This is a genomic window from Methylorubrum sp. B1-46 (assembly GCF_021117295.1).
In the GTDB taxonomy this organism is placed as follows: domain Bacteria; phylum Pseudomonadota; class Alphaproteobacteria; order Rhizobiales; family Beijerinckiaceae; genus Methylobacterium.
On record NZ_CP088247.1, the window covers coordinates 4,604,051 to 4,629,663 of the forward strand.

General features: G+C 69.4%; 21 protein-coding genes and 1 tRNA gene. 10 read left to right on the top strand and 12 right to left on the bottom strand.

Annotated elements, in window-relative coordinates; all coding sequences use genetic code 11:
• The first annotated feature begins 170 nt into the window (after positions 1-170).
• Positions 171-560 carry a hypothetical protein gene (locus LPC10_RS21415; protein ID WP_231344270.1) on the top strand — a complete coding sequence of 130 codons (390 nt, stop codon included), beginning with the start codon at positions 171-173 and terminating at the stop codon, positions 558-560.
• Between the two features lie 45 nt (positions 561-605).
• Here the strand turns inward: LPC10_RS21415 and LPC10_RS21420 are convergent, their stop codons facing one another.
• Together LPC10_RS21420 and LPC10_RS21425 are read right to left on the bottom strand one after the other, a co-directional pair.
• Entirely contained in the window at positions 606-1,907 is a 1,302-nt protein-coding gene (locus LPC10_RS21420) for an MFS transporter (RefSeq protein ID WP_231344271.1), read from the bottom strand.
• A gap of 88 nt (positions 1,908-1,995) precedes the next feature.
• The gene (locus LPC10_RS21425) at positions 1,996-3,171 is read right to left on the bottom strand and encodes an alanine--glyoxylate aminotransferase family protein (protein ID WP_231344272.1); all 1,176 of its coding nucleotides are present in this window, start codon (positions 3,169-3,171) and stop codon (positions 1,996-1,998) included.
• A gap of 152 nt (positions 3,172-3,323) precedes the next feature.
• Here LPC10_RS21425 and LPC10_RS21430 point away from each other — a divergent pair, with 152 nt between their 5' ends.
• Complete coding sequence (locus LPC10_RS21430; RefSeq protein WP_231344273.1) at positions 3,324-4,127, top strand: GntR family transcriptional regulator; 804 nt, start codon at positions 3,324-3,326, stop codon at positions 4,125-4,127.
• A gap of 55 nt (positions 4,128-4,182) precedes the next feature.
• The gene (gene hyi / locus LPC10_RS21435; protein ID WP_231344274.1) at positions 4,183-4,959 is read left to right on the top strand and encodes a hydroxypyruvate isomerase; all 777 of its coding nucleotides are present in this window, start codon (positions 4,183-4,185) and stop codon (positions 4,957-4,959) included.
• 133 nt (positions 4,960-5,092) lie between these two features.
• Here the strand turns inward: hyi and LPC10_RS21440 are convergent, their stop codons facing one another.
• The 4 genes from LPC10_RS21440 to LPC10_RS21455 all read right to left on the bottom strand — a co-directional run bounded on the left by LPC10_RS21440 (position 5,093) and on the right by LPC10_RS21455 (position 12,420).
• Complete coding sequence (locus LPC10_RS21440; protein WP_231344276.1) at positions 5,093-5,965, bottom strand: SDR family oxidoreductase; 873 nt, start codon at positions 5,963-5,965, stop codon at positions 5,093-5,095.
• A gap of 77 nt (positions 5,966-6,042) precedes the next feature.
• Entirely contained in the window at positions 6,043-9,015 is a 2,973-nt protein-coding gene (locus LPC10_RS21445) for an FAD-binding and (Fe-S)-binding domain-containing protein (protein WP_231344277.1), read from the bottom strand.
• 203 nt (positions 9,016-9,218) lie between these two features.
• The gene (locus LPC10_RS21450) at positions 9,219-10,601 is read right to left on the bottom strand and encodes a polyhydroxyalkanoate depolymerase (RefSeq protein WP_231344278.1); all 1,383 of its coding nucleotides are present in this window, start codon (positions 10,599-10,601) and stop codon (positions 9,219-9,221) included.
• Positions 10,602-10,986: 385 nt separating this feature from the next.
• The gene (locus LPC10_RS21455) at positions 10,987-12,420 is read right to left on the bottom strand and encodes an NAD-dependent succinate-semialdehyde dehydrogenase (protein WP_231344279.1); all 1,434 of its coding nucleotides are present in this window, start codon (positions 12,418-12,420) and stop codon (positions 10,987-10,989) included.
• A 335-nt stretch (positions 12,421-12,755) separates the two neighbouring features.
• Here LPC10_RS21455 and LPC10_RS21460 point away from each other — a divergent pair, with 335 nt between their 5' ends.
• From LPC10_RS21460 to LPC10_RS21470, 3 genes are all read left to right on the top strand, one after another.
• Positions 12,756-14,231, top strand: coding sequence for a GumC family protein (locus tag LPC10_RS21460; protein ID WP_231344280.1), 1,476 nt, complete (start codon positions 12,756-12,758; stop codon positions 14,229-14,231).
• Positions 14,232-14,321: 90 nt separating this feature from the next.
• On the top strand, positions 14,322-15,665 hold the full coding sequence (locus LPC10_RS21465; protein WP_231344281.1) for an O-antigen ligase: 1,344 nt from the start codon (positions 14,322-14,324) through the stop codon (positions 15,663-15,665).
• Positions 15,666-15,825: 160 nt separating this feature from the next.
• The gene (locus LPC10_RS21470; RefSeq protein WP_231344282.1) at positions 15,826-16,011 is read left to right on the top strand and encodes a hypothetical protein; all 186 of its coding nucleotides are present in this window, start codon (positions 15,826-15,828) and stop codon (positions 16,009-16,011) included.
• Positions 16,012-16,249: 238 nt separating this feature from the next.
• On the opposite strand, the gene LPC10_RS21475 is transcribed toward LPC10_RS21470, so the two are convergent.
• The 3 genes from LPC10_RS21475 to LPC10_RS21485 form a co-directional block, all read right to left on the bottom strand.
• The gene (locus tag LPC10_RS21475) at positions 16,250-16,672 is read right to left on the bottom strand and encodes a hypothetical protein (protein WP_231344283.1); all 423 of its coding nucleotides are present in this window, start codon (positions 16,670-16,672) and stop codon (positions 16,250-16,252) included.
• A 213-nt stretch (positions 16,673-16,885) separates the two neighbouring features.
• A tRNA-Leu gene (locus LPC10_RS21480) sits at positions 16,886-16,970 on the bottom strand.
• 125 nt (positions 16,971-17,095) lie between these two features.
• On the bottom strand, positions 17,096-17,401 hold the full coding sequence (locus LPC10_RS21485) for a FliM/FliN family flagellar motor switch protein (RefSeq protein ID WP_108941912.1): 306 nt from the start codon (positions 17,399-17,401) through the stop codon (positions 17,096-17,098).
• A 57-nt stretch (positions 17,402-17,458) separates the two neighbouring features.
• Between LPC10_RS21485 and lipB the strand changes: the two genes are divergently transcribed.
• Positions 17,459-18,205: a lipoyl(octanoyl) transferase LipB gene (lipB, locus tag LPC10_RS21490; protein ID WP_231344284.1), complete on the top strand. Its 747-nt coding sequence runs from the start codon at positions 17,459-17,461 to the stop codon at positions 18,203-18,205.
• Between the two features lie 126 nt (positions 18,206-18,331).
• Here lipB and LPC10_RS21495 read toward each other — a convergent pair whose 3' ends face one another.
• The gene (locus LPC10_RS21495; RefSeq protein WP_231344285.1) at positions 18,332-19,483 is read right to left on the bottom strand and encodes a glycosyltransferase family 2 protein; all 1,152 of its coding nucleotides are present in this window, start codon (positions 19,481-19,483) and stop codon (positions 18,332-18,334) included.
• Between the two features lie 273 nt (positions 19,484-19,756).
• Here LPC10_RS21495 and LPC10_RS21500 point away from each other — a divergent pair, with 273 nt between their 5' ends.
• Both LPC10_RS21500 and LPC10_RS21505 read left to right on the top strand, forming a co-directional pair.
• Entirely contained in the window at positions 19,757-20,914 is a 1,158-nt protein-coding gene (locus tag LPC10_RS21500; RefSeq protein ID WP_231344286.1) for a Gfo/Idh/MocA family protein, read from the top strand.
• Between the two features lie 46 nt (positions 20,915-20,960).
• A complete protein-coding gene (locus LPC10_RS21505) occupies positions 20,961-21,404 on the top strand; it encodes a DMT family transporter (RefSeq protein ID WP_231344287.1) in 444 nt (147 codons plus the stop codon).
• A gap of 19 nt (positions 21,405-21,423) precedes the next feature.
• Here LPC10_RS21505 and LPC10_RS21510 read toward each other — a convergent pair whose 3' ends face one another.
• Entirely contained in the window at positions 21,424-23,376 is a 1,953-nt protein-coding gene (locus tag LPC10_RS21510; protein ID WP_231344288.1) for an AI-2E family transporter, read from the bottom strand.
• 197 nt (positions 23,377-23,573) lie between these two features.
• Positions 23,574-23,948 carry a response regulator gene (locus LPC10_RS21515; protein WP_133089078.1) on the bottom strand — a complete coding sequence of 125 codons (375 nt, stop codon included), beginning with the start codon at positions 23,946-23,948 and terminating at the stop codon, positions 23,574-23,576.
• 174 nt (positions 23,949-24,122) lie between these two features.
• Between LPC10_RS21515 and LPC10_RS21520 the strand changes: the two genes are divergently transcribed.
• Complete coding sequence (locus tag LPC10_RS21520; RefSeq protein ID WP_231344289.1) at positions 24,123-25,484, top strand: pentapeptide repeat-containing protein; 1,362 nt, start codon at positions 24,123-24,125, stop codon at positions 25,482-25,484.
• Positions 25,485-25,613: the final 129 nt, after the last annotated feature.

Genomic DNA, 25,613 nt, shown 5'->3' on the forward strand with positions numbered 1-25,613 from the left:
TCCGATCGCATCTTGCCGGTGCCGCGCCGCCGGCAACAGCCCCGGCGACGTCGGCGGGCGATCAGGCTTGGCAGGCCCCATCCCCCATCCTGTAAAGGAAGGGACGAATCCGTGCCCCACCGTTTCGGCCGGGCACGGGTTCGGACCAGAGGATGCGGGACAGAGAGCGCATGGCGAAGCCGGGGGACGAAGACGAGCAGGCCATCGACCGCCTGACCCTGTACATGCTGAAGGAGACCTATTGCGCGGCCGCGGGCGCCCTGATGCGGATGAGCCCGCAGGCCGCCGACGCGCTGTTCCAGGCCTTCGAGCGGCAGATCGCCGATGCGCTCCAGCGCATGCATGCCCACCGCTCGGAAGGACCGGACTCGACCGCCATTGCCATGGCGGTCGGCGACCGGATCGCTGACATCCTCGATCAGGCCCACCGCCGCCAGTTCGAGCCGGCGACCGCGCCGGGACCCGAGGATCGCAGCCTCAAGGCCGTGCGGGAATCGGGTCTCTCCGCCGAGGCGGTCGAGATCCTGGCCGACCTCCAGCGCCGCTTCCCCGCGCCCTGAACCGTCGCCGCATCGGCGGCGACGGAGCGAAAACGGGGCGGACTCCTACTCCGCCGGCACCGCCCGCGGGGTCAGGGGCGCCGGCTCGTCCTCGAACGGGCGCTCGGGATGCATGGTGAAGGCCAGCCCCGCACCCAGCAGCAGCAGGCCGATCGAGCCGGCGAACGGCAGGATCCAGTTGCCGGTCAGATCGACGATCAGGCCGAAGGTGAGCGGCGAGACGATCGCGGCAAACGCCGAGCCGAAATTCATCAGCCCGCTCGCCGTGCCGGCATATTGGGGCGCGATGTCCATCGGCACCGACCAGATCGGCCCGATCACCAGCTCGAGGAAGAAGAAGCCACCGCTGAGCAGCAGCGCCACCAGGGTGAGGTCCTTGGTGAAGAACACCCCCGCGAGGCAGGCGGCGGCGCCGAGCATGCCGAGGCAGATCACGTTGCGGCGCGCCTTCTGCAGGTCGCCGGTCTTCTTCAGGATGCGGTCGGAGACGACGCCGCCGAGCGTGTCGCCGACGACGCCGGCGAAGAACACGCCCGAGGCGAACAGGGCCGAGTTCTTGATGTCGAGGCCGTAGCCGTCCTTGAAGAACGAGGGCAGCCAGTTGAGGTAGAGCCACAGCGACCAGCCGTAGCAGAAATAGGTCAGCGTCACCGGCGCCATGCGCGGGATCAGCCGGCGCCACGGCACCGGCGGTTTGGCGGCGGGCTTGGCGGTCCGGTCATGGATCGCGAGCCGCTGCAGATCCTCGTTCGTGATGCTCTTATGCTCGCGCGGGTCGTCCCGGTAGTAGAACGCCCAGACCAGCACCCAGGCGAAGCTGACGATGCCGAGCACGACGAAGGCGCCGCGCCAGCCCACATAGGCCATCATCAGCACGACGAGCGGCGGCGTGATCGCGTTGCCGAAGCGGGCGAAGGAGTGGGTGATGCCCTGCGCGAAGCCGCGCTGATCCTTGGCCACCCAGGACTGCATGGCCCGCGTCGCGGTGGGGAAGGTGGCGCCCTCGCCGAAGCCCAACGCGAAGCGGGCGAGGAACAGCGAGACCACGCCGCCGACGAAACCGGTCGCCACCGTCGCCGCCGCCCAGATCAGGCCGCAGATGAACAGCGTGCGCCGTGCGCCCCACTTGTCGGCCATGGCGCCGCCGATGATCTGGAACACCGCGTAGGGATAGGCGAAGGCCGAGAAGACGAGGCCGAGTTCGGTGTTGGTGAGGCCGAGTTCACCCTTGATCGCCGGCCCGGCGGTGCCGACGTTGACCCGGTCGACATAGGTGATGAAGTACATCAGGCAGAGCAGGAACAGCACCATGCCCGGCGCCGTCACGCGGCGTGGGATCGTGATCATCGGGAATCTCCTCCGATTTTATGGGCGAACGCGCCCCGAGCCCGCGTCTGGCGCGCGGCTCCTCGGAGCGCGGGGGCGATCGACGGAATCAGCCGTCGAGGCCGGAGCGCAGGCTCGCCATGGCGGCGAGCACGCCGCCGCTCTTGTGCGGTACGCCGGCTGCCGCCAGCCCCATCTCGACGCCGGACAGGGCGCCCATCAGGGTCAGGTCGTTGGTCTCGCCGAGATGGCCGATGCGGAAGATCTTGTCGGCGAGCTTCGATAGCCCTGCGCCGAGCGACATGTCGAACTTTTCGAGCACCAGGGCGCGGAAGGCGTCCGCGCCCTTGCCGTCGGGCATCATCACCGCGGTCAGCACCGGCGAGTACTCGTCCGGGTTCTGACACAGCACTTCGAGGCCCCAGGCCTCGACGGCGGCACGGGTCGCGGCGGCGAGCCGCTGGTGGCGGGCGAAGACGTTGTCGAGGCCTTCCTCCAGCATCATCGCCACTGCCTCGCGCAGGCCGTAGAGCAGGTTGGTGGCAGGTGTGTAGGGGAAGTAGCCGTTGGCGTTGGGCTTCAGCATCTCCTCCCAGTCCCAGTAGGAGCGGGGGAGATTGTTGGATCGTCCGGCCGTCCACGCCTTGTCCGAGATCGCGGTGAAGCCGAGGCCCGGCGGCAGCATCAGCCCCTTCTGCGAGCCGCTGACGGTGACATCGACGCCCCATTCGTCGTGGCGGTAATCGACCGAGCCGAGCGAGGAGATGGTGTCGACGAGAAGAAGCGCCGGGTGCCCGGCGGCGTCGATCGCCTTGCGAATCGCCGGAATGCGGCTCGTGACGCCGGTGGAGGTCTCGTTATGGACCACCATCACCGCCTTGAAGGCATGAGCACGGTCCTCGGCGAGCTTGGCCTCGACCAGGGCCGGGTCGACGCCGTGGCGCCAGTCGCCGGGCACGAACTCGACCTCGATGCCCCAGCGCGCCGCCATCTGCCGCCACAGGGTGGCGAAGTGGCCGGTCTCGAACATCAACACTCGGTCGCCCGACGAGAGCGTGTTGACGATCGTCGCCTCCCAAGCCCCCGTGCCGGAGCCTGGATAGATCACCACCGGCCCCTTGGTGCGGAAGATGGTGCGGCAGCCCTCCAGCACCTCGCGGCCGAGCGCGCCGAATTCCGGCCCGCGATGGTCGATCACCTGCCGATCCATGGCGCGCAGCACGCGCTCCGGCACCGGGCTCGGTCCCGGAATGTGCAGGAAGTGTCGTCCGGTGCGGCTCGTCATGGTCCCTCCCGTCGGGCCGGATGCCGGGCGCTTCACGTCGCGGCCGGTCGTTTCATCCGATCCAATTTGCATTCATTTTGAGTTGAGACAAGAAGTATCATGCCTTCAATCCTCCCATCGACGGCGGCTGAGCCCGCTGCTACGAATTCGCCATGACTTCCGCCACGACATTCGCCGCAGCCGAGTCGGAGGAGGCGAACGGCCCGATCTCCCTCCCCGCCGGGCACTCGCCCGAGGCCGCGGCCAAGCTTTCCGCCAAGCCTCGGGAAAACCTCGTGCATTCCCTTCACGACGAGGTGCTGGCACGGCTGCGCGATTTCATCGTCGAGGGCAATCTCGCCCCTGGCGCGCGGGTGCCCGAGCGGCTGCTCTGCGAGCGCTTCGGCATCTCGCGCACGCCCTTGCGGGAGGCGCTGAAGGTGCTGGCCTCCGAGGGGCTGATCGACCTGCTGCCGAACCGCGGCGCGCGGGTGCGCCGGATCGGCGAGCGCGAGATCGTCGAGTTGTTCGACGTGATGGGCGGCCTGGAGGCTCTGGCCGGCCGGCTCGCCTGCGAGCGTATCACGGACGCGGCCTATGCCGAGATCGAGCGGCTCCACCACGAGATGTACGGCCACTACCTGCGGCGCGACCTGCACGGCTACTTCGCCTGCAATCAGGCGATCCACGACCGCATCGTGGAGGCCGCCGACAACGCAGCCCTGAGCGCCACCTACGCCAGCTTCACAGGGCGCCTGCGGCGGGCGCGCTACTCGGCCAATCTCGACGCCAACCGCGACCGCTGGGGCGAGGCGATGCGCGAGCATGAGGAGATCCTCGACGCCCTTCGCCGCCGGGCCGGGCCGGAACTCAGCGATATCCTGTTCCGCCATCTGCGCAACAAGCGAAAGGCCGCCGCCGATCAAGAGGCGGCGGCGCCCACGCTCGGCGATGTTGTACACGGCGAAAGCGCCTGAGGCGCGCATTTCCCGTCATTTTTGAATGCATTTCGCGCAACTCAACGGCTTGTTCATGCCTCGCTTCGCCGCCAATCTGAGCCTGCTGTTCGCGGAGCGACCCCTGCTCGACCGGTTCGCTGAGGCCCGTGCGGCGGGCTTCGCGGCCGTCGAGATGCAGTTTCCCTATGCCGAGCCGAAGGAGGCTCTGGCCCCGCGCCTGACGGAGGCCGGCCTGCCGCTCGTGCTGCACAACCTGCCCCCCGGCGATTGGGCGGCGGGCGAGCGCGGCATCGCCATCTTCCCTGAGCGGATGTCCGAGTTCCGCGAAGGGGTCGCGCGAGCGATCGATTACGCCGGGGCGCTCGGATGCCGGCAGGTCAACTGCCTCGCCGGCCTCGCGCCGCCGGACGCCGAGCGGGCGCGCCTGCGCGCGACGCTGACCGAGAACCTCGCCTACGCCGCCGATGCCCTGGGCAAGGCCGGCATCCGCCTGCTGATCGAGCCGATCAACGACCGCGACATGCCGGGCTTCTTCTTGAACCGCCTCGCCGATGCGGCTGCGGTGATCGAGGCGGTGGGCTCCGAAAACCTCTTCATTCAGGCGGACCTCTACCACATGGCGCGGATGGGCGAGGATCTGGTGGACAGTCTCACCGCCCACCGCGCCCGCATTGCCCACGTCCAGATCGCCGACGCCCCCGGCCGCCACGAGCCGGGCACCGGCGGCATCGACTTTGCCGCCGCCTTCGCGGCCCTCGACCGGCTCGGCTACGACGGCTTCATCGGCTGCGAATACCTGCCTGCCGCCAACACCGAGGCGGGCCTCGGCTGGATGGCGGCTTACCGCTGATCAGATCCGGGATCCCAAAGGGGGCACCCCTTTGGCGGGGTGCAAGGTGGTTTGTAGATCGGGGCAGAGCCCCGGCCTTCTGCCGGGGCTCTGCCCTGGACCCGCGAAAGGACTTGTCTTTCGAAACCTGTGTTCAGAAGATCGGCATGCCGCCCGCGACGGTGATGAGCGCGCCGGAGGTGTAGCTGCTCTCTTCCGCTGCGAGCATGACATAGGCCGAGGCGAGTTCCGCCGGCTGGCCGGGGCGGTTGAACGGCACTTGGCTGCCGAAGGTCTTCACCGCATCCTCACTCATCCCGGCGGGGATGAACGGGGTCCAGATCGGGCCGGGTAGCACGCCGTTCACGCGGATGCCCTTTTCCGCGAGAAGCTGCGCGAGGCCGAGCACCATGTTGCTGAGCGCGCCCTTGGTGGCGCTGTAGGCGAAGAGCGTCGGCACCGGGTGCTTGGAATTGACCGAGGAGGTGAAGATCACCGAGGCACCGGGCTTGAGATGCGCCAGCGCCGCCTTGGTGGCGTAGAACGGGCCGAAGATGTTGGTCCGGAAGTGTTTTTCGAACACTTCGTCGTCGATGTCGGCAACACCTTGGTTCGGCTGCTGGAAGGCGGCGTTGTTCACCAGAATGTCGAGCCGGCCGAATTCTTGTGCCGTGCGCTCGACGATGTCGCGGGCGTAAGAAGCGTCCTTGATGTCGCCGGGAAGCAGCAGGGCGCGGCGGCCCGCCCGCTCGATCCACGCGCCGACGGTCTCCGCGTCCTTCTGCTCGTCGGGCAGGTAGGAGATCGCCACGTCGGCGCCCTCGCGGGCATAGGCGATGGCCACCGCCCGGCCGATGCCGCTGTCACCGCCCGTCACTAGGGCCGCCTTGCCGGTGAGCTTGCCCGAACCCTTGTAGCTCTCCTCGCCGTGGTCCGGCTCGGGGGTCATCTTGGGCGTCTTGCCGGGGAAGCTCTGCGGTTGCGTGTCGAAGGGCGGGCGCGGGTACTTGGTCAGCGGATCGGTCATCACGGCTCCTGTTCGGGGATTGCCGCGACAACCGGGTGCGAGGGCCGCCGTTCCGTGGCGGCGACCCTGGGCCGCGGTCAGCCCGCCGGCACGAGGGCCGCGTCGAGCACGCGGGCGACGTGGATCGCGTCGCGGCCGAGGCCATCGTGGATCTGGTGGCGGCAGCTGGTGCCGTCGGCGACCACGAGGTCGTCGGCTGACGCGTTGCGCAGCGCCGGGAACAGCGACAGCTCGGCCATGGCGAAGGAGGCGTCGATCGTGTCCCGCCCATAGCCGAACGCGCCGGCCATGCCGCAGCAGCTCGATTCGATGACGCGGACATCGAGCCCCGGCACCGCGCGCAACACCGTCTCCACCGCACCCATCGCCCCGAAAGACTTCTGGTGGCAGTGTCCGTGCAGGTGGGCGACCCGGCCGCCCTGGTCGGCGAGCGGGAGCGTGATGCGGCCGGCGGCGAGGTCGGCGGCCAGAAGCTCCTCGAACAGGAAGGCTTTGCCTGCCAGTTCGCTGGCCTCCTCCCGCGGCAGCAGCGACAGGAACTCGTCGCGGAAGGTCAGGAGGCAGGAGGGCTCCAGGCCGATGACGCGGGCGCCGGCCCGCACGAAGGGCAGGAGCGTGTCGAGCGTGCGGCGCGCCTCCGCGCGCGCCCGGTCGGTCTGGCCGGAGGCGAGGTAGGTGCGGCCGCAGCAGAGCGGGCGGCGCCCTTTGTGTGCGACCACGCGGTGCAGGCGGTAGCCGGCGGCCGTCAAAACCCGTTCGGCGGCCTCAAGATTCTCGCGCTCGAAAGCGCGGTTGAAGGTGTCGCCGAACAGGACGAGGTCGCGATGGTCGCCCGCCACGTCTTCGGGGTGGGCGACCTCGCCGGATTCCCGCCAGGGCCGGCGCCATTCGGGCAGCGAGCGGCGAGCCGAGAAACCGGCCCAGCTCTCACCGAAGCGGGCCAGCGCCGGATAGCGGTTGCGCAGGTTCAAGAGCGGCGCGAGCGCGGCCGCCACGCCGGCATAGCGCGGCATCTCGGCCACCAGCCGCTCCTTCAGCGGCAGGCCGTGCCGGGCGTGGTAATGGTGCAGGAACTCGACCTTCATCTTGGCCATGTCGACGCCAGTCGGGCATTCCCGGCGGCAGGCCTTGCACGAGACGCACAGATCCATCGTGCGCTTCATCTCAGGGCTGAGGAAGGCATCCGGCCCGAGCTGCCCTGAGATCGCGAGACGCAGCGAGTTGGCGCGGCCGCGGGTGAGGTGCTGCTCGTCGCGGGTGGCGCGATAGGAGGGGCACATCGCGCCCCCGGCGAGCTTCCGGCAGGTGCCGTTGTTGTTGCACATTTCGACCGCCGGGCCGAACCCACCCCAATCCGACCAGTCCAGCGCTGTCTCTCGCGGGGCGCTCACGGCATAGTCGGGGCCGAAGCGCATCAGGGTGCGGTCGTCCATCTTCAGCGGGCGGACGATCTTGTTCGGGTTCAGGCGGTTGTCCGGGTCGAACCCGTCCTTCACCGTCTCGAAAGCGCGGGTGAGCTTGGCGCCGAACAGCGGCTCGACGAACTCGGAGCGCGAGATGCCGTCGCCGTGCTCGCCCGAATAGGAGCCCTTGTGGCGGCGCACCAGCTCCGCGGTCTCTTCGGCGATGGCGCGCATCTTCCGGACATCGCCGCCCTGCTTCATGTCGAGGATCGGGCGCACGTGCAGGCAGCCGACGGAGGCGTGGGCGTACCACGTGCCGCGGGTGCCGTGCCGCGTGAACACCTCGGTGACGGCGTCGGTGTAGTCGGCCAGATGATCGAGGGGGACGGCGCAATCCTCGATGAAGGAGACGGGCTTCGCGTCTCCCTTCATCGACATCATGATGTTGAGGCAGGCCTCGCGCACCTCCCACACCGCCTTCTGGCGGTTCGGCTCCACCACCTCGACCACGGCGTCGGGAAAGCCGTGATCGGCCATGCACTGGTCGAGCCGCTTCAAGTCGCGCTTCAGGGCAGCGAGGTCGTCGCCGGCGAATTCGGCGAGCAGCAGGCAGTTCGGCTGCCCCCGGGTGATGTCGGCGAGCGTGGTGCGGAACAGCGGGATGTCGGCGCCGAGCACGAGCACGTTGTTGTCCACGAGCTCGACCGCCACGGGATCGAGGGCGACGATGTGCTGCGTCGTCTCCATCGCCGCGCGGAACGAGGGGAAGTGGCACACGCCCATGGCGCGATGGGCCGGCAGGCGCGAGAGCTTGAGCGTGACCGAGGTGGTGGCGGCGAGCGTCCCCTCCGAGCCGACGAGGAGATGGGCGAGGTTCGGGCGCGGCTCGATCAGGGAATCGAGATTGTAGCCGCCGACCCGCCGCTGCACTCGCGGGTACATCTTCTCGATCTCGTCGCGGTGCGCGTCGGCGAGGGCGAGCATCCGGCGCGCCAGATCGTCGGCACGGGCGCCGCCGGTGACCGCGCTCGTCGCGTTTCCGGTGAGCCCGAAGCCGAAGGCGGCGCCGTCGTGGAACAGCGCCTCCAGGGCCAGCACGTTGTCGCTCATCTTGCCGTAGCGCAGCGAGCGGGCGCCGCAGGAATTGTTGCCGGCCATGCCGCCGATGGTGCAGCGGGTCGCGGTCGAGGGCTCGACGGGGAAGAACCAGCCGTCCGCCTTCAGCCGGGCGTTGAGGCGCTCCAGCACGTGGCCGGGCTCGACCGTGACCGTGCCGCCTTCCGCGTCGTAGGCCAGCACGCCGTTGAAGTGGCGCGAGCAATCGACCACGAGGCCGGTGCCGATCGGCTGGCCGTTCTGGGAGGTGCCGCCGCCGCGCATGATAACGGGCAGGTCGAACTGAGCCGCCACTTTCAGGGTCGCGGCAATGTCGGCGGCGCTCTTGGGGAAGACGACGCCGGCCGGCATGATCTGGTAGATCGAGGCGTCGGTGGCGTAGCGTCCGCGGGTGAAGGCGTCGAAGCGAGCCTCGCCCTGCAAAACCTCCGCGAGCTTGCGCGGCAGCCCGGCCGCGTTGCGGGCCAGCGCTCGCGCGCTCGGGGCCGGTGCGCCGGAGGCTGCCTCGTCTGGCTTCGCACCTGCGCTCAAGTTCCCGCCCAAGCTCCCGCCCAAGTTCGCGCTCAAGTGGAACCTCCCTCCCCTCGCCTCACCAAGTGTTGGGCGTTTTTGAATTCATAATTCTCTGACGGGGATGGGTCAAACGCGCTGGCGTCGCGGCTTCCAGAAAGGCGAAGCGGCCGCCGAGGGAGATCGGCGGCCGCTTCGTGCGATGGGGGCTTCCGACAAAGGGATTACAGGGCGATCCGCTGCGGGATGGCGTCGCCCCGGCCGGGCCGCTCCGCCCGTTCGAGGGCGGCGTCCGGCCACACGATCGGATCGGCGGGCGCGGCCTCCGGCGGCCGCTTGATCGGATCCTGGCGCAGCAGGATCGGGTGCGGCTCCGGCGCCGGCACCACGGGGGCCGGCCGCATGGCGGCAGGCCGCAGGCTGCGCTCCATGAAGCCCCGCACCAGCGGCACGATGTCCTGGCGGAAGCGTGAACCGTTGAAGATGCCGTAATGCCCGGCGCCCGGCTGCATGTGGTAGGTCTTGGCCGCCTCGGGCAGGTTCACCGCGAGATCGAGCGCGGCCTTTGTCTGGCCAAGCCCGGTGATGTCGTCCTTCTCGCCCTCCACCGCCATCAGGTGGCAGCGACGGATCGCGCCGAGATCGACCGGCTCGCCGTGATGGCGCAGGGTGCCGCGGGGCAGGTCGTGGCTGATGAAGACCCGCTCGATCGTCTCGAGGTAGAACTCGGCGGTCAGATCCATCACCGCCAGATACTCGTCGTAGAAGGCCCGGTGGCGGGCGGCGGAATCGCCATCGCCGCGCACGAGATGGTCGAACATCGCGTGGTGGGCGTCCCGGTGACGTTCGAGGTTCATCCCCATGAAGCCGGCAAGCTGCAGGAAGCCCGGATAGACGGCGCGGCCCAGGCCGGGATAGCCCGGCGGCACGGTGTGGATGCAGTGCCGCTCGAACCAGGCAAACCCCTTCTCCTGGGCCAGGGCGTTGACGGCGGTGGGCGAGCGGCGGGTATCGACGGGCCCGCCCATCAGCACGGCCGTACGCGGCACGAGCGGGTGATCCTCCGCCTCCATCCGGGCGATGGCGGCGAGCACCGGCACGGAGGGCTGACACACGGCCGCGACGTGGAGATCCGGCCCGAGCGCCGCGAACAGGGCGATGCAGGTATCGATGTAGTCGTCGAGACCGAACCGGCCGGCGCTCGCGGGCACCTGACGGGCATCGGCCCAATCCGTGATGAAGACCTGATGGCTGTCGAGGAAGGCCTCGACGGTGCCGCGCAGCAGCGTGGCGTAATGGCCCGACAGCGGCGCGACGATCAGGAGCTTCGGCTTGGCGTCGAGTTCGGCGGACGGCTCGCCGAAGGCGATGACGCGGCAGAACGGACGCTCCCAGACGATCCGCTCCGGCACGCCGAGCCCGAAGGCGGGCTTGGCGTAGACGCGGGTGGCGCGCTCGAACATCTCGCAGCCGGCAGCGACGGTGCGGCTCTGGGGGGCATAAGCGAGGGGATTGAAGGGATTCTCGCAGGCCAACCGCGTGGCTTCCGCCGCCAGGCGCATCGGTGCGAGCATGAGATGGCCAGCCTCGTAAAGAGGGTACAGCATGCGAGCGCTTCCCTGGAGCAGCTCGCTTGACCCAAGCTGTCCTTTTCTTCCGTTGGTGGAAAGTGCAACTCCCCGACGTGAGAAAAGGTTTCGTTTTTACAAGATCCCCCTGTTGACGACGCTGCCCGAAATTGAGGATCGGCAAGAACAGAGGGGAGTAGGGCCACAGCCCTCGACCGCCATCGATCGTCTGGAACGGTCATGCCCGCGACGTGGCTCGGCGCGGGCGCTCAGGCGGCCCTGCGCGACAGTCGGAACGACCCGTCCCGACAAGGCGATCGCATCTTGGCGGATCGCCTTGTCGGGCCCGAACTGGCCGATCCGCTCTGGATGACGGCTTTGGACTTCACGCCAGACCCGCGCGGTCTTGCTCGACGATGCGGCTTCAGGCGTTGGCCTGCGTCACGAACTTCGTCACGAGATAGGCCTCGATCGCTTCCGAGCCGCCCTCGCTGCCGTAGCCAGAATCCTTGATGCCGCCGAACGGCGTCTCGGGGAGCGCGATGCCGTGATGGTTGATCGAGATCATGCCGGCTTCGATCCTCTCGCCCGCTCGGTTCGCCCGGGCAGCCGAGCGGGTATAGGCATAGGCCGCGAGCCCGTAAGGCAGGCGGTTGGCTTCAGCGAAGGCCTCCTCGTCCCCCGAGAAGCGCCGGATCGCCGCGATCGGCCCGAACGGCTCCTCATTCATGATCCGGGCGTCAAGCGGCACGTCGGCGAAGACGGTGGGCTCGAAGAAGTGGCCGCGATTGCCGATGCGGCTGCCGCCGGTGAGAAGCCGCGCGCCCTTGGCCTCGGCATCGGCCACGAAGGCCTCCATCGCCTCGACCCGGCGGCCGTGGACGAGAGGACCCATCTGCGTGTCGGGGTCGAGTCCATCGCCGACCTTGAGCGCTTTCGAGGCCGCGACGAATCCGTCGATGAAGCGGTCGTACACCCGCTCCTGCACGAGGAAGCGGGTCGGGGCGACGCAGACCTGGCCCGCATTGCGGTACTTGTTGGCGGACAGCACCCGCACGGCGGTATCGATATCGGCGTCGTCGAACACGATCGCCGGGGCGTGGCCGCCGAGCTCCATCGTCGCCCGCTTCATGTGCTGGCCGGCCAAAGCCGCGAGTTGCTTGCCGACCGTGGTCGAGCCGGTGAAGGTGATCTTGTGGATCGCTGGATGCGGGATGAGGGTGCCGGAAATTTCGGCCGGATCGCCGTAGACGAGGGCGAGCGCGTCGCCGGGCACGCCCGCGTCGAGGAAGGCACGCACCAGTTCGGCGCAGGAGGCGGGGGTGTCCTCGGGGCCCTTGAGGATGACCGGGCAGCCGGTGCAGAGCGCCGCCGAGAGCTTTCGCACGGCCTGGTTGATCGGGAAGTTCCACGGTGTGAAGGCCGCCACCGGCCCGACGGGTTCGCGGGTGACGATCTGGAGCACGCCTTCTGCGCGGGCGGGGATGACCCGGCCGTAGGCGCGCCGCCCCTCTTCGGCGAACCACTCGATGATGTCGGCGGCGACCGCCGTCTCGGCGCGCGCCTCGGCGAGCGGCTTACCCTGCTCGAGCGTCATGGTGCGGGCGATCCCCTCCGCACGCTCGCGCATCAGGGCGGCGGCCCGGCGCAGAACCTTGGACCGGTCGAAGGCGGAGACCCGCCGCCAAGCGGCGAAGCCGCGCGCGACCGCCTCCAGCGCCTCGTCGAGATCGGCTTGGCTGGCGACCGCGACCCGGCCGATCGACTCGCCGGTGGCCGGATTGAGGATCGACAGGGTCTCGCCGCCGCTTCCGGAGCGCCACCGGCCGGCGATATGAAGCGAAACGTCGAGGTCCATGAGCCATCTCCGCGGGAAGGGACGGCATCCATATAGAGGGCGTCTCGCTCGAAGGGGACGCCCGCGCGGCCATGCGCAGGGACGGACCGGCACCGGGGTGGCGGACGATCCCGAACCGGGACGGTCCGCGGTGGGACCGGAGGGAACCTCGCTCCCGACCCGATCCTCCGTCCCCGGCGGCGCGCGCCCGACCGGTTCCGCGTGTCCCTGGACGGGACGATGGGACCGGCCGAGACCTTGCATCGGTGTGTGAGCGACCTTGGCGTGTCTCAGGGCCATCCGGCATCCGAGGGTACGCGCTCAACGCGAGGGGCCGATTGCGGCTTGACGACCCAATGACGACCTATCCGGCCGTGCGCGGAGCCATCCCGCTCTCCTCTCTCGATTGGCCCGCCGCCTCCGCCGGGCAATCCCCCTCGATCACACCGACGCAGCTCCTGGCGATGCTCAGGCGCCGCCGCCGGCTCATCGCTCTCTCGATGATCCTCGGCGCCCTCGGCAGCACGGCCTTCATCGCGAGGACCGAACCGAATTACGTTGCCACCGCACAGGTCATCATCGATCCGCGGGCGCTCCGGGTCGTCGAGCGCGAGGTGACGCCGAGCATCGACAACGCCGACGCACAAATCGCCTCGGTCGAGAACGAGATGCGCGTGCTGCGGTCGAGCACGGTCCTCAATGCCCTGATCGCCCGCGACCGGCTCGACGCGGATCCCGAATTCGCCGGCGACCCGCCGGGCCTGCTGCGTCGGACGAAGGCGGCGCTGTTCGATCTCGTCGGCCTGTCGCCGGCCCGCGCGCCCGATCCGCGTCGCGCGGCCCTCCAAGCCCTCGAGCGCAAGATCGCCGTCCGCCGCGCCGAGCGCAGCTTCGTCGTCGAGGTGCACGTGGCCACCCGCGATCCCGACAAGTCCGCCCGGATCGCGAACGATCTCGTGACGCTCTACACCGAACAGGCGAGCCGGACCCGCGCCGAGCTCGCGCGCCGCTCCGGCGCCTCCCTCGACGACCGCCTCGCCGAACTGCGCGCCGCCGTCCGCGCGGCGGAAAATCGGGTCGAGACCTTCAGGACCGAGCACGACCTCGTCAGCGCCGACGGCGCCCTGACGCGGGACCGGCGCCTGCGCGACCTCAATACCCAGCTTGCCGCCGCCCGGGCCCGGTCCGCCGAGGCACTCGTCCGGATGGAGCAGGCGAGCGCCCTGCGCGGCCGGCTCGACGGCCTGTCGGAGGCCGTTCAGTCCCAGGCGATGATCCAGTTGCGCTATCAGATCGCCGAGGCTCGCCGGCGCCGGGCCAACCTCGCCAACGTGCTGGGGCCGCGCCACCCGGAGCTGAACTCGGTCGGCCGGGAGATCGACGCCCTGCAGGATCAGCTCGGCCAGGAGCTGCAGCGGATCGGCGACGCGGCCCGAAACGACTACCGCCGCGCAAAGCAGACCGAGGAGGAGCTGCGCAGGACGGTCGAGGCGATGTCGACGACCTCACTCGCCGACGACCGCGCTCTCGCCGAGCTGCGCGCGCGGGAGGCGGAGGCGGAGGCCCAGCGCAAGCTGTTCGCCCAGTACCTCGTGCGCTCCCGCGAACTGATCGAGCAGACGCAGGTCAACGTGAACAACATCCGCGTGATCGGTGCGGCCTCCCCGCCCGAGACGCCGACGAACCTGAGCAAGGCCATCGTCCTCGCCATCGGGACGCTGGTCGGCCTCGCGCTCGGCATCCTTGCGGCGGTCGCCCTCGGCGTCCTGCGCGGCGAGGCGGCGACCACCGCGCGGCCCCCGGCCGGATCGGGCGAGGCGGCGCGTGCCTGATCCGCTCTCCAGTCCCGGACGCTGCGCTTCGGGAGGGGCCCCGGACACCGTTCCGCGCCCTGCGCCAAGCCCTTCGTCGTGTCTCGTTCCATGACCGCCACGAGCCGTCCCGCCACTGGCCTCCCTGCCGCGAATCCGGCCGCCGGGCTGCGCGCCGCGCCGCTCCTGAGCGGGTTTTCCGGCCAGCGGTGGCGGCTCGCCTTCGTCGTCTTCGCGGTGATGATGTGCGTGAACGCGTTCTACGTGGTCTTCCTCGGCAGCAACAACGACGTCGGCAACACGAAGACGCTGATGCCGTCGAACCGGAACAACCTGCTCTATGTCGGCCTCTGGCTCGCGCTCTACGCCCTGTCCGTCTGCGTGGTGCTGCGCGACGTGCTGCGCAACGGGATCGACCTCTGCCTGATCGCCGTCCTTCCGCTCGCCGGCTACATCCTGCTCTCCACCTGCTGGGCGACCGATAGCTGGGCCTCGCTGGTTCCTGCGGGGATGCTCGTCCTGAACATCGCCATCGCCGCGGCCCTGGCGTCCGTCGTCCATCCGGCGGTGTTCCTGAGCCTGTTTGCCTGGACCAACGTCTTCCTGGTCGCGTCCTCCCTGGTGATGGTGGTGGTCATGCCCGATGCGGTGCGCACCGACATCACCCGGCCGGGCTTCCTGATGTCGGGCGAGCTGTTCGGGGCCTACGGCAGCAAAACCCTGCACGGCATGTTTGCCGCAAGCTCCATCCTGATCCTGCTGTTCCTGCCCGGCGCGAGTCCCCGGGGACTACGGGTCCCGGCACTGGCCATCCTCGCGCTCGGGCTGATCCTGGCGAACTCGATGTCCTCCGTCAGCGGCATTGCGGTGGCCGGCGTGACGATGCTCGCCGCCCGGCTGCTCCCCGGCTGTGGCCGGGTCATCTTCGCGACGGTGACCGGGTTCGCGATCCTGCTCTCGCTGATCCTGCCCTTCATCGGCGTCGGCGACATCGCCGTCGCGCTCGGTCGCAGCCCCGACTTCACCGGGCGCAGCAACTTCTGGCCCTACGCCCTCGAAGCCTTCCGCGACCGGCCGGTGTTCGGCTACGGCTATCTGAGCTTCTTCAACACCGATCCGTTCTCACGGGCCTGGAGCGTGTGGGAGCGCGAGATGTTCTTCTTCACGCCCGACTTCCACAACACCTTTCTCGACACCCTGGTCGGCCTCGGTCTCGTCGGCGGTGCGTTCTATCTCGTCCTGCTCTTCGCCTCGTCATCCATCTTCGCGCATCCGAGCCTCGAGCGTCGCACGGCCTTCCTGCTCTCGGCCCTGCTGATCGCCTTCATCCTCAACAGCGCGACCGGCTACCTCTTTCTGGCACACAACCGGATGTCGACGATCTTCCAGTTCTACTGTCTGTTCGTTCTCTGCCGCCGGTATCGGCCACGCCTGCCGCAGCCTGCCCTCGCCTGAGCGGCACCGGTCGGCGGTCCCCCCGATGGGGCAGGCCGATCCGCCGGTGAGCGAGAGGGCGTGGCCATCTCCGCATCCGATATCGCCAACGAGCATCCCCCCGCGGCGAAACTTCGGGGAGCCTCCGGCATTGCCTTATCGGAAGCTCCGGAGGTTCACGATGGCAGACGCAAAGACGGAGAGGGAGGCGGCCGGCTCGGTGCCGCCCGGTCGCCCCCTCGGTGAGGGCAGCAAGCCCGAAGAGCAGCCGGATTTGGGACCGACCGGTCCGGCTTCGGTGGAGGGTGAGAAGCAATCGCCGGATCTCTCGAAGGACAACGCCAAGGGCGGTTACGGCGCGGGTTGAGCAAGCTACGGAGGCGTTGCGGCCGTGGGCTTGCCGAAGGACCAGGAGTAGCAACCCGTTTTGGATCGGACGCGCGGCCAGCTCGGCTCATCCAAGCGGACGCCACGGCCGGGATTGTCCGACAGAAGTGTCTCGCCCTGCCGGTTGGCGGCCCAACCCATGACGGACCCAACGGCGACCATATGTTCTTGTTGATCGCGCGGGCCGTCACTCCCTCTACGTCACGCCGGTGTTCAGCCTACGTGAAAAGGGCGTCGGCGGTCGGCATTCGCACGTCGCGATCCTTGGTGAAGGCTTCGAATGATCGGAAGCTTCCCCGATACCGCTTGATGGTGTTGAGGACCTTCTTGTCCGCGCTGTAGGCGGCCCACCGATCGAACAGATCGCCAACGGTAATTCGCTCGACACTCAGCGCGTTCGCCGCAGGGATGGATGTCGGGGGAGACGGTCCACGGGCTGTCTCTACGGCCGGGGCAGCCTGCGTGACAGGTTCCTCGATCCTCACCGGAGCGTCAGCCGGGGCACTGCGGTCAACTTCGTTCTGCCGAGCCTGCCAGACGAGCTTCAAGGCCCCATCGGCGACCGAATGCCAGATACGCGCTTGATTCGGCTCTTTCGTCCACAGCGACAGCTGAACGATGGCGCCGCTCGTGACCGACATCCGCAAGCTACCCACCGGCAGCGACGGACTGTGCCCTCAAGCTCGGGAGAATGTCACGGGGAGTGCGTTGCCGTAGAGGGTAGACCCCTGTCTTTGGGTCTTTCCACGGTCTGGCTACTCTGAGAGGAACTGTGTGTGAGACCGCTGTGTGAGAGTGCGGTCATCCTCATCTCTATCATCCACCTAACCTCTTCCCATCGTTAGGAAAAAGTTTGGTGCGGCCAAGAGGACTCGAACCTCCACCCCTCGCGGGACTAGCACCTCAAGCTAGCGCGTCTACCAATTCCGCCATGGCCGCCCTTGCCGCCGTGCCGCTTCGTCAGCAGCCGGTGTCTTGTGTGGGCGGCGCAGCGGATAACAGATGCCCGGGGCGGGCACAAGCGCCGGATTCGCTTCTTCGCATTTTGCCGCCTCGAAAACGCGTCAGAACCCCGCCTCGGCGTCGTCGAGGATCGGCACGGCGCCCTCCCCGATCGTCACGCCGGGGGTGCGCACCACGTCGGCCTTGCGGATCAGCTCGGTCACCTCCACCGAGATGCGGTTGCCGGTCACCACGATCTGCCCGCGGGCGATCGGGTGATCGTTGGCGAGGATCTCGACCATGTCGGTCTCGGTGGCTTCCAACTCGATCACCGCGCCGCGGCCCATGCGCAGCAGCATGTGCAGCGGCATGTGGCTGCGCCCCAGCACGACCTTGAGATCGACCTGCAATTCGTCCAGGACCGCCACGCGCGGATGCTCCCTTTCTCAACGTTCGGAAAACCTTCCGCATGCAAGGGTGAAGTCTTGGTAAACAATTCCTTCACGGCGCCCGCGTCCCGGCTTTCGATCGCACCCGCGACATTCCTGCCGCGCGTGAGCGCGCCGCCGGTGGCCTGGCGCGTGACCGACGGCCTCGTCGACTACGTCGAGGCGGAGGCCGAGATGGAGGCCCGCGCCACCGCCATCGCACGGGGCGAGGCGGACGAACTGGTCTGGCTCCTGGAGCATCCGCCGCTCTACACGGCCGGCACCTCGGCCAAGTCCGCCGACCTCGTGGAGCCGGAGCGCTTCCCCGTCCACCGCACGGGGCGGGGCGGGCAATACACCTATCACGGGCCGGGCCAGCGCATCGCCTACGTGATGCTCGACCTCAACCGGCGCAAACCCGACCTGCGGGCCTATGTGGCGAGCCTGGAGGCGTGGCTGATCGCGACGCTCGATGCCTACAACGTCCGGGCGGAGCGCCGGGAGGACCGGGTCGGGGTGTGGGTGCGCCGGCCGGACAAGGGCGAAGTGAACGGTGTCTGCGTCGAGGACAAGATCGCGGCGATCGGCATCCGCGTGCGGCGCTGGGTGAGCCTGCACGGCATCAGCCTCAACGTCGAGCCGGATCTCTCCCACTTCTCCGGCATCGTGCCCTGCGGCGTGCGCGAGCACGGGGTCACGAGCTTGGCCGATCTCGGCCGCATCGTCAGCCTGCCCGAGGTGGACATGGCCCTGCGCGCCGCCTTCGAGCCGATCTTCGGCCCGACGCGCGACGAGACGCCGTAGCCGAGGTCGGGGGTTTCGAAAGGGCAAGCCCTTTCGCGGGTCCAGGGCGGAGCCCTGGTGGAAGGGAGATCCGGGCGCTGCCCCGATACCCCGCCAAAGGGATGATCCCTTTGGATACACGGAACTTTACGCGTCGGCGGTGGCTGCAGGCACGACGGGATGCGCGGCGGCAGGCGCCGACCGGCGCAGACGCAGGCCTATGCGCAGCAGCGGCAGGACGAGGCGGGCGAGCCGGATCTGCCCCGGTAATTGCCTCGGCATCAGCGGGTGGTAGGCAAGGCGCGGGCTGGCGCGATCGACGGCCGCGACGATCTCGCCGACTCGCGGCAGGGCGGCGATGCGGCGGGCCTCCGCCTCGGGGATGCCGAGCCGGCGCGCCCAGCCGAGGTCGCGGGCGAGCCGGCCCTGGTTGTAGAGGCGTCGCAGCCGCGCCCGCCAGGCGTAGCGGTGGAGGGCGCGAGGCACCGCTTCCATCCGGGCGTCGCAGAGGGCGTCGGGCTTCTCGCAGCGGGAGCGGATCGTGTCGGCGACGCCGCCGGCCGCGCGCCCGGTGAGACGGGCCGAGATCAGGACCAGCACCGCACGGTCGTGGCGCACGCGAAAACCCCGCTGCAGCAAGGCGCCGACGAAGGCGCCGTCCTCGCCGAGCGGGATCTCCGGCATGCCGCCGACTTGCGTGTAGGCGGGAAGCCGCACGGCGAGCGAGGCACCGATGGTGGTGCGGTGGCAGGGCCAGGGATCGTGCGGATCGGGATCGATGCGCGCCTCCATCTCGGTGATGAGGGCGTCGTAGCTGTCCTCCAGCTGGCCGCGGGCGGGCAGCGAGGGCGGCAGCAGGGCCGCCTCCTCGGGGATCAGCTCGACCCGGCCGGCGACCGCGTCGGCGCCCGCCGCCAGGGCGGCGAGGTTGGCCGCGACCCAGTCCGGCGGCACGATGCTGTCGGCATCCGTCGTCAGGAGGGTCGCCGCTTCGGCCGTGCCCGTCTCTTCGAGCCACGCGACCGCCGCATCCATCGCCGCGCGCCGCGCCCAGCCGGCATGGGCGCCGGCATGGACACGCTCGATCACCCGAACGGGAATCGACATCTGCGGCACGAGGTCGGCCACGATCCGCTCGGTCCCGTCGGTGCAGTTGTTGAGGAACAGCACGAGCCCGAGCCGTCCCGGCGCGATCCCGGTCTGCCCGTCGATCGCCTTCAGGCAGCGGGCGATCCGCTCGGCCTCGTTGCGCACGGGGATGGCGATCAGGGTATCGAGGATCGAAGAGGCGGGCGGCACGGACGGGCTCCGGGAGGGCCGAAAAGAGGCACCGGACGGACCGGAATCCGCCCCACGCCTCGCGCCCTTCTTACGCCACGCTTGATGAACCGCGGCTGATGGTCCCGCACGGCGGAACAGGGCCTGCTTCCCCCGGTTCTCCGGTCGACCCGCAACCGCCTGGCCCTCGTCCCTCCCCTGGCCTTTCCAAGCCTGCCGACGGCCGCTCGACGCGCCCCACCCGTGCGGAGCCGGCCCCGCGCCGTTCCGACCCGCCTCTCAGGAGATCCCCGCATGAGCGTTCTGTCCGCCCTTGGCCTGACCTCGGGCAAGAAGGTCCGCTACGCGGTCGTGGCGCTCGGCGACATCGCGCAGGAGGCGATGCTGCCGGGCGTGGCGCATACCGGCAATTCCGAGGTCACGGCCTTCGTCACCGGCGATCCCGAGAAGGCGCGCCGGGTCGGCGAGCGCTACGGCGTCACAGAGACCTACGGCTACGAGCAGTTCGGCGCACTGCTCGCCTCGGGCACGATCGACGCGATCTATCTCGCCACGCCGAATTGGCGCCACGCCGAGTTCGCGATCCCCGCTCTCAAGGCCGGCATCCACGTCCTGGTCGAGAAGCCGCTGGAGATCTCAGCCGAAAAATGCCGGGAGATCATGGCGGCGCAGGCGGCCTCCACGGCCAAGCTGATGGTCGCCTACCGGCTGCATTTCGAGCCGGCGACGCTGGCCACGATCGACCTGATCCGCTCAGGCGAACTCGGCGAGATCCTGACCTTCTCCTCGACCTTCACGCAGATGGTCTCGCCCGAGAACCACCGGGCGACGAGCGGCGTCGAGGCGGGGCCGATCTTCGACATGGGCCCCTACCCGATCAATGCCGTGCGCTACCTGTTCGGCGACGAGCCGACCGAGGTGGTCTCGGCCGTCGGCGTGCGCCATCCCGAGGCGGGCCTGGGCGATTTCGACGACACCGTCGCCGTCACCCTGCGCTTTCCGCAGAACCGCCTCGCGCAGTTCGTGCTGTCCTATTACGGCAACGTGCTCGACACCTACGCCGTGGTCGGCACCAAGGGCAGCGTCGAGGTCAATCCGGCCTACATGTACGGCAAGCCGTTGGAGCGCACGGTGACGCTCGGCGAGACGAAGAACCACGAGAGCTTCAAGAACACCGACCATTTCGGCGGCGAGCTGAAATACTTCTCGGATTGCATCCTGAACAGCACCGACCCCGAGCCCGATGCCGAGGAGGGCTATGCCGACCTGCGGGTGATCGAGGGCATCCTGAAGGCGCTGGAGAGCGGCGGGCCGGTGACGCTGGAGCCGTTCACGCGCCGGCGGCGCATCGACACCGAGGCGCAGCGGCAGACGCTGAAGGCGCAATCCGCGCCGGATCTCGTGAACACTTCCAATCCCGGCAAGGGCAAGGAGAAGGTGCCGAAGAACTGACGCGGTCTCCAACCCGTATCGCTCGCGCCGCAGGGATCCAAAGACGATGATGTTTCTCTACGGCATCGCCCTGCTCGCGGGCATCGCCACGGCGATGCAGCCCGGTCAGAGCACGCAGCTTGCCAAATCGTTCGGTGAACCCTTCGCGGCCGGGCTCGTCTCGATGCTGGTCGGCACCGCCACCGTGCTCGTCATCGGCCTCGCGACCGGGCGGCTGCACCTGCCGAGCCTTGAGCAGGCGGGCGCCACGCCCTGGTGGGCCTGGGGTGGCGGGGTGCTCGGGGCCGGCGTGATCCTGGCCCAGCTCTTCGTCGCGCAGCGGATCGGGGCGGCGAGTTTCCTCGGCCTCCTCGTCACCGCGGGCGTCGTCACCTCGATCACCCTCGACCATTTCGGGCTCGAAGGCTTCGCCACCCATCCCGCGAGCCTCGCGCGCCTCGTCGGCGGCGGGCTGATGATCGCGGGCGTCGCCCTGGTGGCGCTGTTCTGAGCGGGCCTTGCCCCGCCCTCTACGCTGCCTGCCGGAGCCGGGGCGTGTTGGTGGGCGCGGTGCCGGTCCGTGCCCGCTCCAGCGCCGCATCGAGAGCCTCGCTCAGCGAGGTCACGAGCAGGTCGGCCGAGGTCGCGCGGCGCAGGCGCCCGAGGGAGGCCGGGTCGCGCTCGCGCCAGAAGCCGACGAGGATCGTCACCCCGGGCGCGGCCTTGCGAGCGCGGCGGATGGTGAGGCGAATCTGCGACAGGCTGATCGGGTCGAGATAGGAGAAGCAGATCATCGCCGGGCGTTCGCCCTCGGGCAGGCCGTCGCGCAGCGCGTCGACCGTCGTCACCCGCGCGCCAAGGCCGTGGCGGGAGAGGGTCTGGGCCAGCATCAGGGTTGCCGCCTCGTCGAAGGCGCCCCCGCTCGGCACGCACAGGACCGGCGCCGCGCCGCGCCAGGCCGGGGCGAGGTCTTCCGGGCCGAGCACGATGCCCGCGGCGCGCCGGTCCGGCCCCACCGCCGCGAAGGCGGCCTCGGCCTCGGCACCTCTCGGCTTGCGCGAGCGCCGCGGCATGCCGCGCTTGCGCGCCAGCCCCAGCGTTTCGACGACCGCGCGGAAGCCCGCTCCCACCTCGCCCTGCCGCTCCCGGTCGAGCATGCCGCGCGCCGCATCCTCCTGGGCCATACGAAGGCCCGGCAGCACGACCTCGTCGTAATAGGTCACGAGCGCCCGCTCCTTGAGGAACAGCCGTCCCTGGTCGATCGCCTCGGCGGGGTCGCCCGCGAGCATGCGCTGGTAGAAGATCTCCTGCGGGCCGAGGGCCGGGCGATCCCCCAGGATCACGTCGAGGAACCACAGCCGCTCGACATGGCGCCCGAGCACCACGAGGCAGACGGTGAGCGGGGTGGCGAGCAGCAGGCCGATCGGCCCCCACAGGAAGGTCCAGATCGTCGCCGCCAGGATCACCGCCATGGGCGAGATGCCGGTGGAGTGGCCGTAGAGCAGCGGCTCGACCACGTGGCCGGCGATGGGCTCGACGATCACGAATAGGATCGCGACCTGGATCGCCATCGACCAGCCGGGATCGACCGCCACCGCAATGGCGAGCGGCAGCACCGCCGAGATCACCGCGCCGACATAGGGCACGAAGCGCGAGATGCCGGCGATGACCCCGAACAGGATCGGGCTCGGCACGCCGATGAACCACAGGCCGACGCCGATCACGAGGCCGAAGGCGAAATTGAGGATGAGCTGGGCGATGAAGAAGCGGCTGAGCCGGGCGGCGGCGTCGTCGATCGCCGCGGTGGTGCGGCGCAGGTCGCTCGACCCCGCGAGCCGGATCGCGCGGTTCCGCAGATCCTCGCGCTGGAGCAGGATGAAGATCGTGAACAGCAGGATCAGGCCGAGCGTCGCCAGCGGGTGCAGCACCCCGCCCGCCACGCTGCCCAGCGTCTTCAGCAGACCGGAACGGGGGGCGTGGATCTCGACCTGCATCGGCCGCGCCGCCGTACCCAGCGCCGCGCTCGTCTCGGACTCGGACTTGACGGGCGGCTGCAGCTCCTTGCCGATCTCTTCCGCCATGTCGAAGAAGCCGGAGAAGGTGTCGGACAGGCCGCCCCGCTCGGCGGTGGCAGCGCGCAGCGCCGTGATCTTGTCGCGTAGCGTCAGCGAGTAGCGCGGTAGGTCCGCTGCGAGCTGCGCGGCTTCCCGAGCGATCAGGCTGCCCACCGCGCCGAGGGTGCCGAAGGCGAGCAGCACGACGAGCAGCACGGCGGCCGCGCGCGGCACCCGGATGCGCCGCAGGGCACGCACGGCGGGGACCAGGACGAAGCTGAGCAGGATCGCGAGCGCTACCGGCACGAGGATGTCGCGGCCGAAATACAACGCGCTCGCGAGCGTCACCACGAGCAGCAGCGAGGCGAGCGTCGTCACGACCGGCAGCGCCTGGCGCAGGAGCCGCTGGGTGACCGGATCGGTGGTCATGACATCCTCATGATGGCGTACTCACACGTGTCGAGAGAAGCAGAGGGCTTTGGCTTTCGGGGAGGCACGGCCGATCCCATCCTCACCGGCATCTTGAGGTGCCCCCGCTAGCGAGCCTCGAAGAATCGTCCAGAGGCCGCTTCGCGGCATCTCAGGATGAGGGGGTGGATGAGATCCGGGATGGGTGGGTCAGCCTCTCACTCCCCCGACCCGATCGCCGTGCCGATCTGAGTCAGCAGTTTCGGAAAATCGATCGGCTTCGGGTGGTAGTCGTCGCAGCCGGCCTGGATCGCCTTGTCGCGGTCGCCCGACATGGCGTGGGCCGTGAGCGCGATGATCGGGATGGCGCGCGTATCGGGCGCGGCCTTGAGGGCGCGGGCGGTCGACCAGCCGTCGAGGATCGGCAGGTTCATGTCGAGCAGGATCACGTCGGGTTGGGCGGCGCGGGCCTGCTGCACGCCCGCCTCGCCGTCATGGGCCAGCACCACCTCGTAGCCGCGGCGTTTCAGCCGGCGGGAGAGGAAGTCCCAGATCTCCTCGTGGTCTTCCACCAGCAGGATTTTACCCGACACGCCGAAACCCCTCACTCGCGCTGCACGCGCTTTCCGCGACCTAACGCGCGGAAACCCGTTGCGGTCTCATGGGCCTGCACGCAATCCTTATCCCTTGTCATATTCGCTGCCTTGTCTCGCTCGGCTCCGCACGGCTAAGGGGAGCGCACGGACGGATCATTCGGGGCGAACGCGGTGCGGGATGGCGGGGCGGAGGACGGCGATCCGCGCGTCACGGCGCTGCTCGCGCATCTCGCGGAGCGTGAGGCGCCGTTCTCGATCAGCGGGCGCGACGACCTCGCCGGGCTCGCCCTCGGGCGCGACGCCCTGACTCCGAGCGTCGATCCGCAGGCGCCGCCTCCGTGGTGGGTGGAAGGGTCGGGCGGGCTCGATCTGGCCGGAGCCGATCTCGCCGACGCCCGACTGGAAGAGACGGATCTGTCGGGCGCCAATCTGCGGCGCGTCTCGCTCGCCGGTGCGCTCGCGCGCTCGGCCGATTTTGCGGGCGCCTGCGTGGAAGAGGCGGATTTTTCCGGCGCCGACCTCAGCGGCGCGCGCTTTACCGGAATCGCAGGGGGCCAAGCCTCCTTCCGCGAGGCGATGATCGAGGATGCCGATTTCTCCGGCGCGACCATGCGCTTCGCCCGGCTCGACAAGGCTCTCCTCGACGGCGCCCGCTTCGAGGGTGCCGACCTGTGGGGCACCGACTTCACGGGCGCGGATGCCGACGATTCCGTGTTCCGCAAGGCCCGGCTCGACGAGGCCAACCTCTCCGACTGCAACCTGACCGGCGCCGACTTCGAGGGCGCGAGCCTTAAAAAGGCGCGGCTCGTCGGCTCGCGGCTGCGCGGGGCCAACTTCTCCGGCGCCCGTCTCGACGGGGCGGACCTGTCGGGAGCCGACTTCTCCCGCACCAGCCTCGTTCGGCTCGACCTCACCGCGTGCCGGCTGCACCACGCGCGCTTCGCCGGGGCGTGGCTGGAGGGCGTGCGGCTCTCCGTCGAGCAGATCGGGGGCATGGTCGGCGAGGAGAAGGCGGGCGAGTACGAGGCGGCGCAGGCGAGCTATCTCGCCCTGGAGCGCAACCTCCAGAGCATCGGCAGCCCCGAGGGGGCGAGCTGGGCCTACAAGCGCGGGCGCCGCATGGGCCGCCGCCATGCCGGCCAGCGCGCCCGCGAGGCCTTTTTCGCCCGCGACATCCGGGGAACCCTGAGCCACGGCTACCGCTGGATCGCCGACCGCTTCGTCGAGTGGCTGTGCGATTACGGCGAGAGCCTGTCGCGGATCGCCCGCGCCTTTCTCGTCGGGATCGTCCTGTTCGCCGGGGCCTACGGCGCGACCGGCGGGCTGTTCCACGAGGGCGAGAACATCCCGACCTACAATCCCCTCGACCTCGTCAGCTACAGCGCGCTCAACATGATGACGGCCAACCCGCCTGAGATCGGCGTGAAGCCGATCGGGCGCGTCACCAACCTGCTGGTCGGTCTTCAGGGGGCGGCGGGCATCGTGCTGATGGGGCTGTTCGGTTTCGTGCTCGGCAACCGGCTGCGGCGCTGAGCGGCGGCTCCGACTTTTGATTGTGCTTTCCCGCAAAAGCCGGCCACAGCTTTTGCGGGCGATGCCGGGACAGCAAGGCCAAGGCCGCAGCGCCGAGGCGGCAACGCCACGACGGGAGACATCACTGTG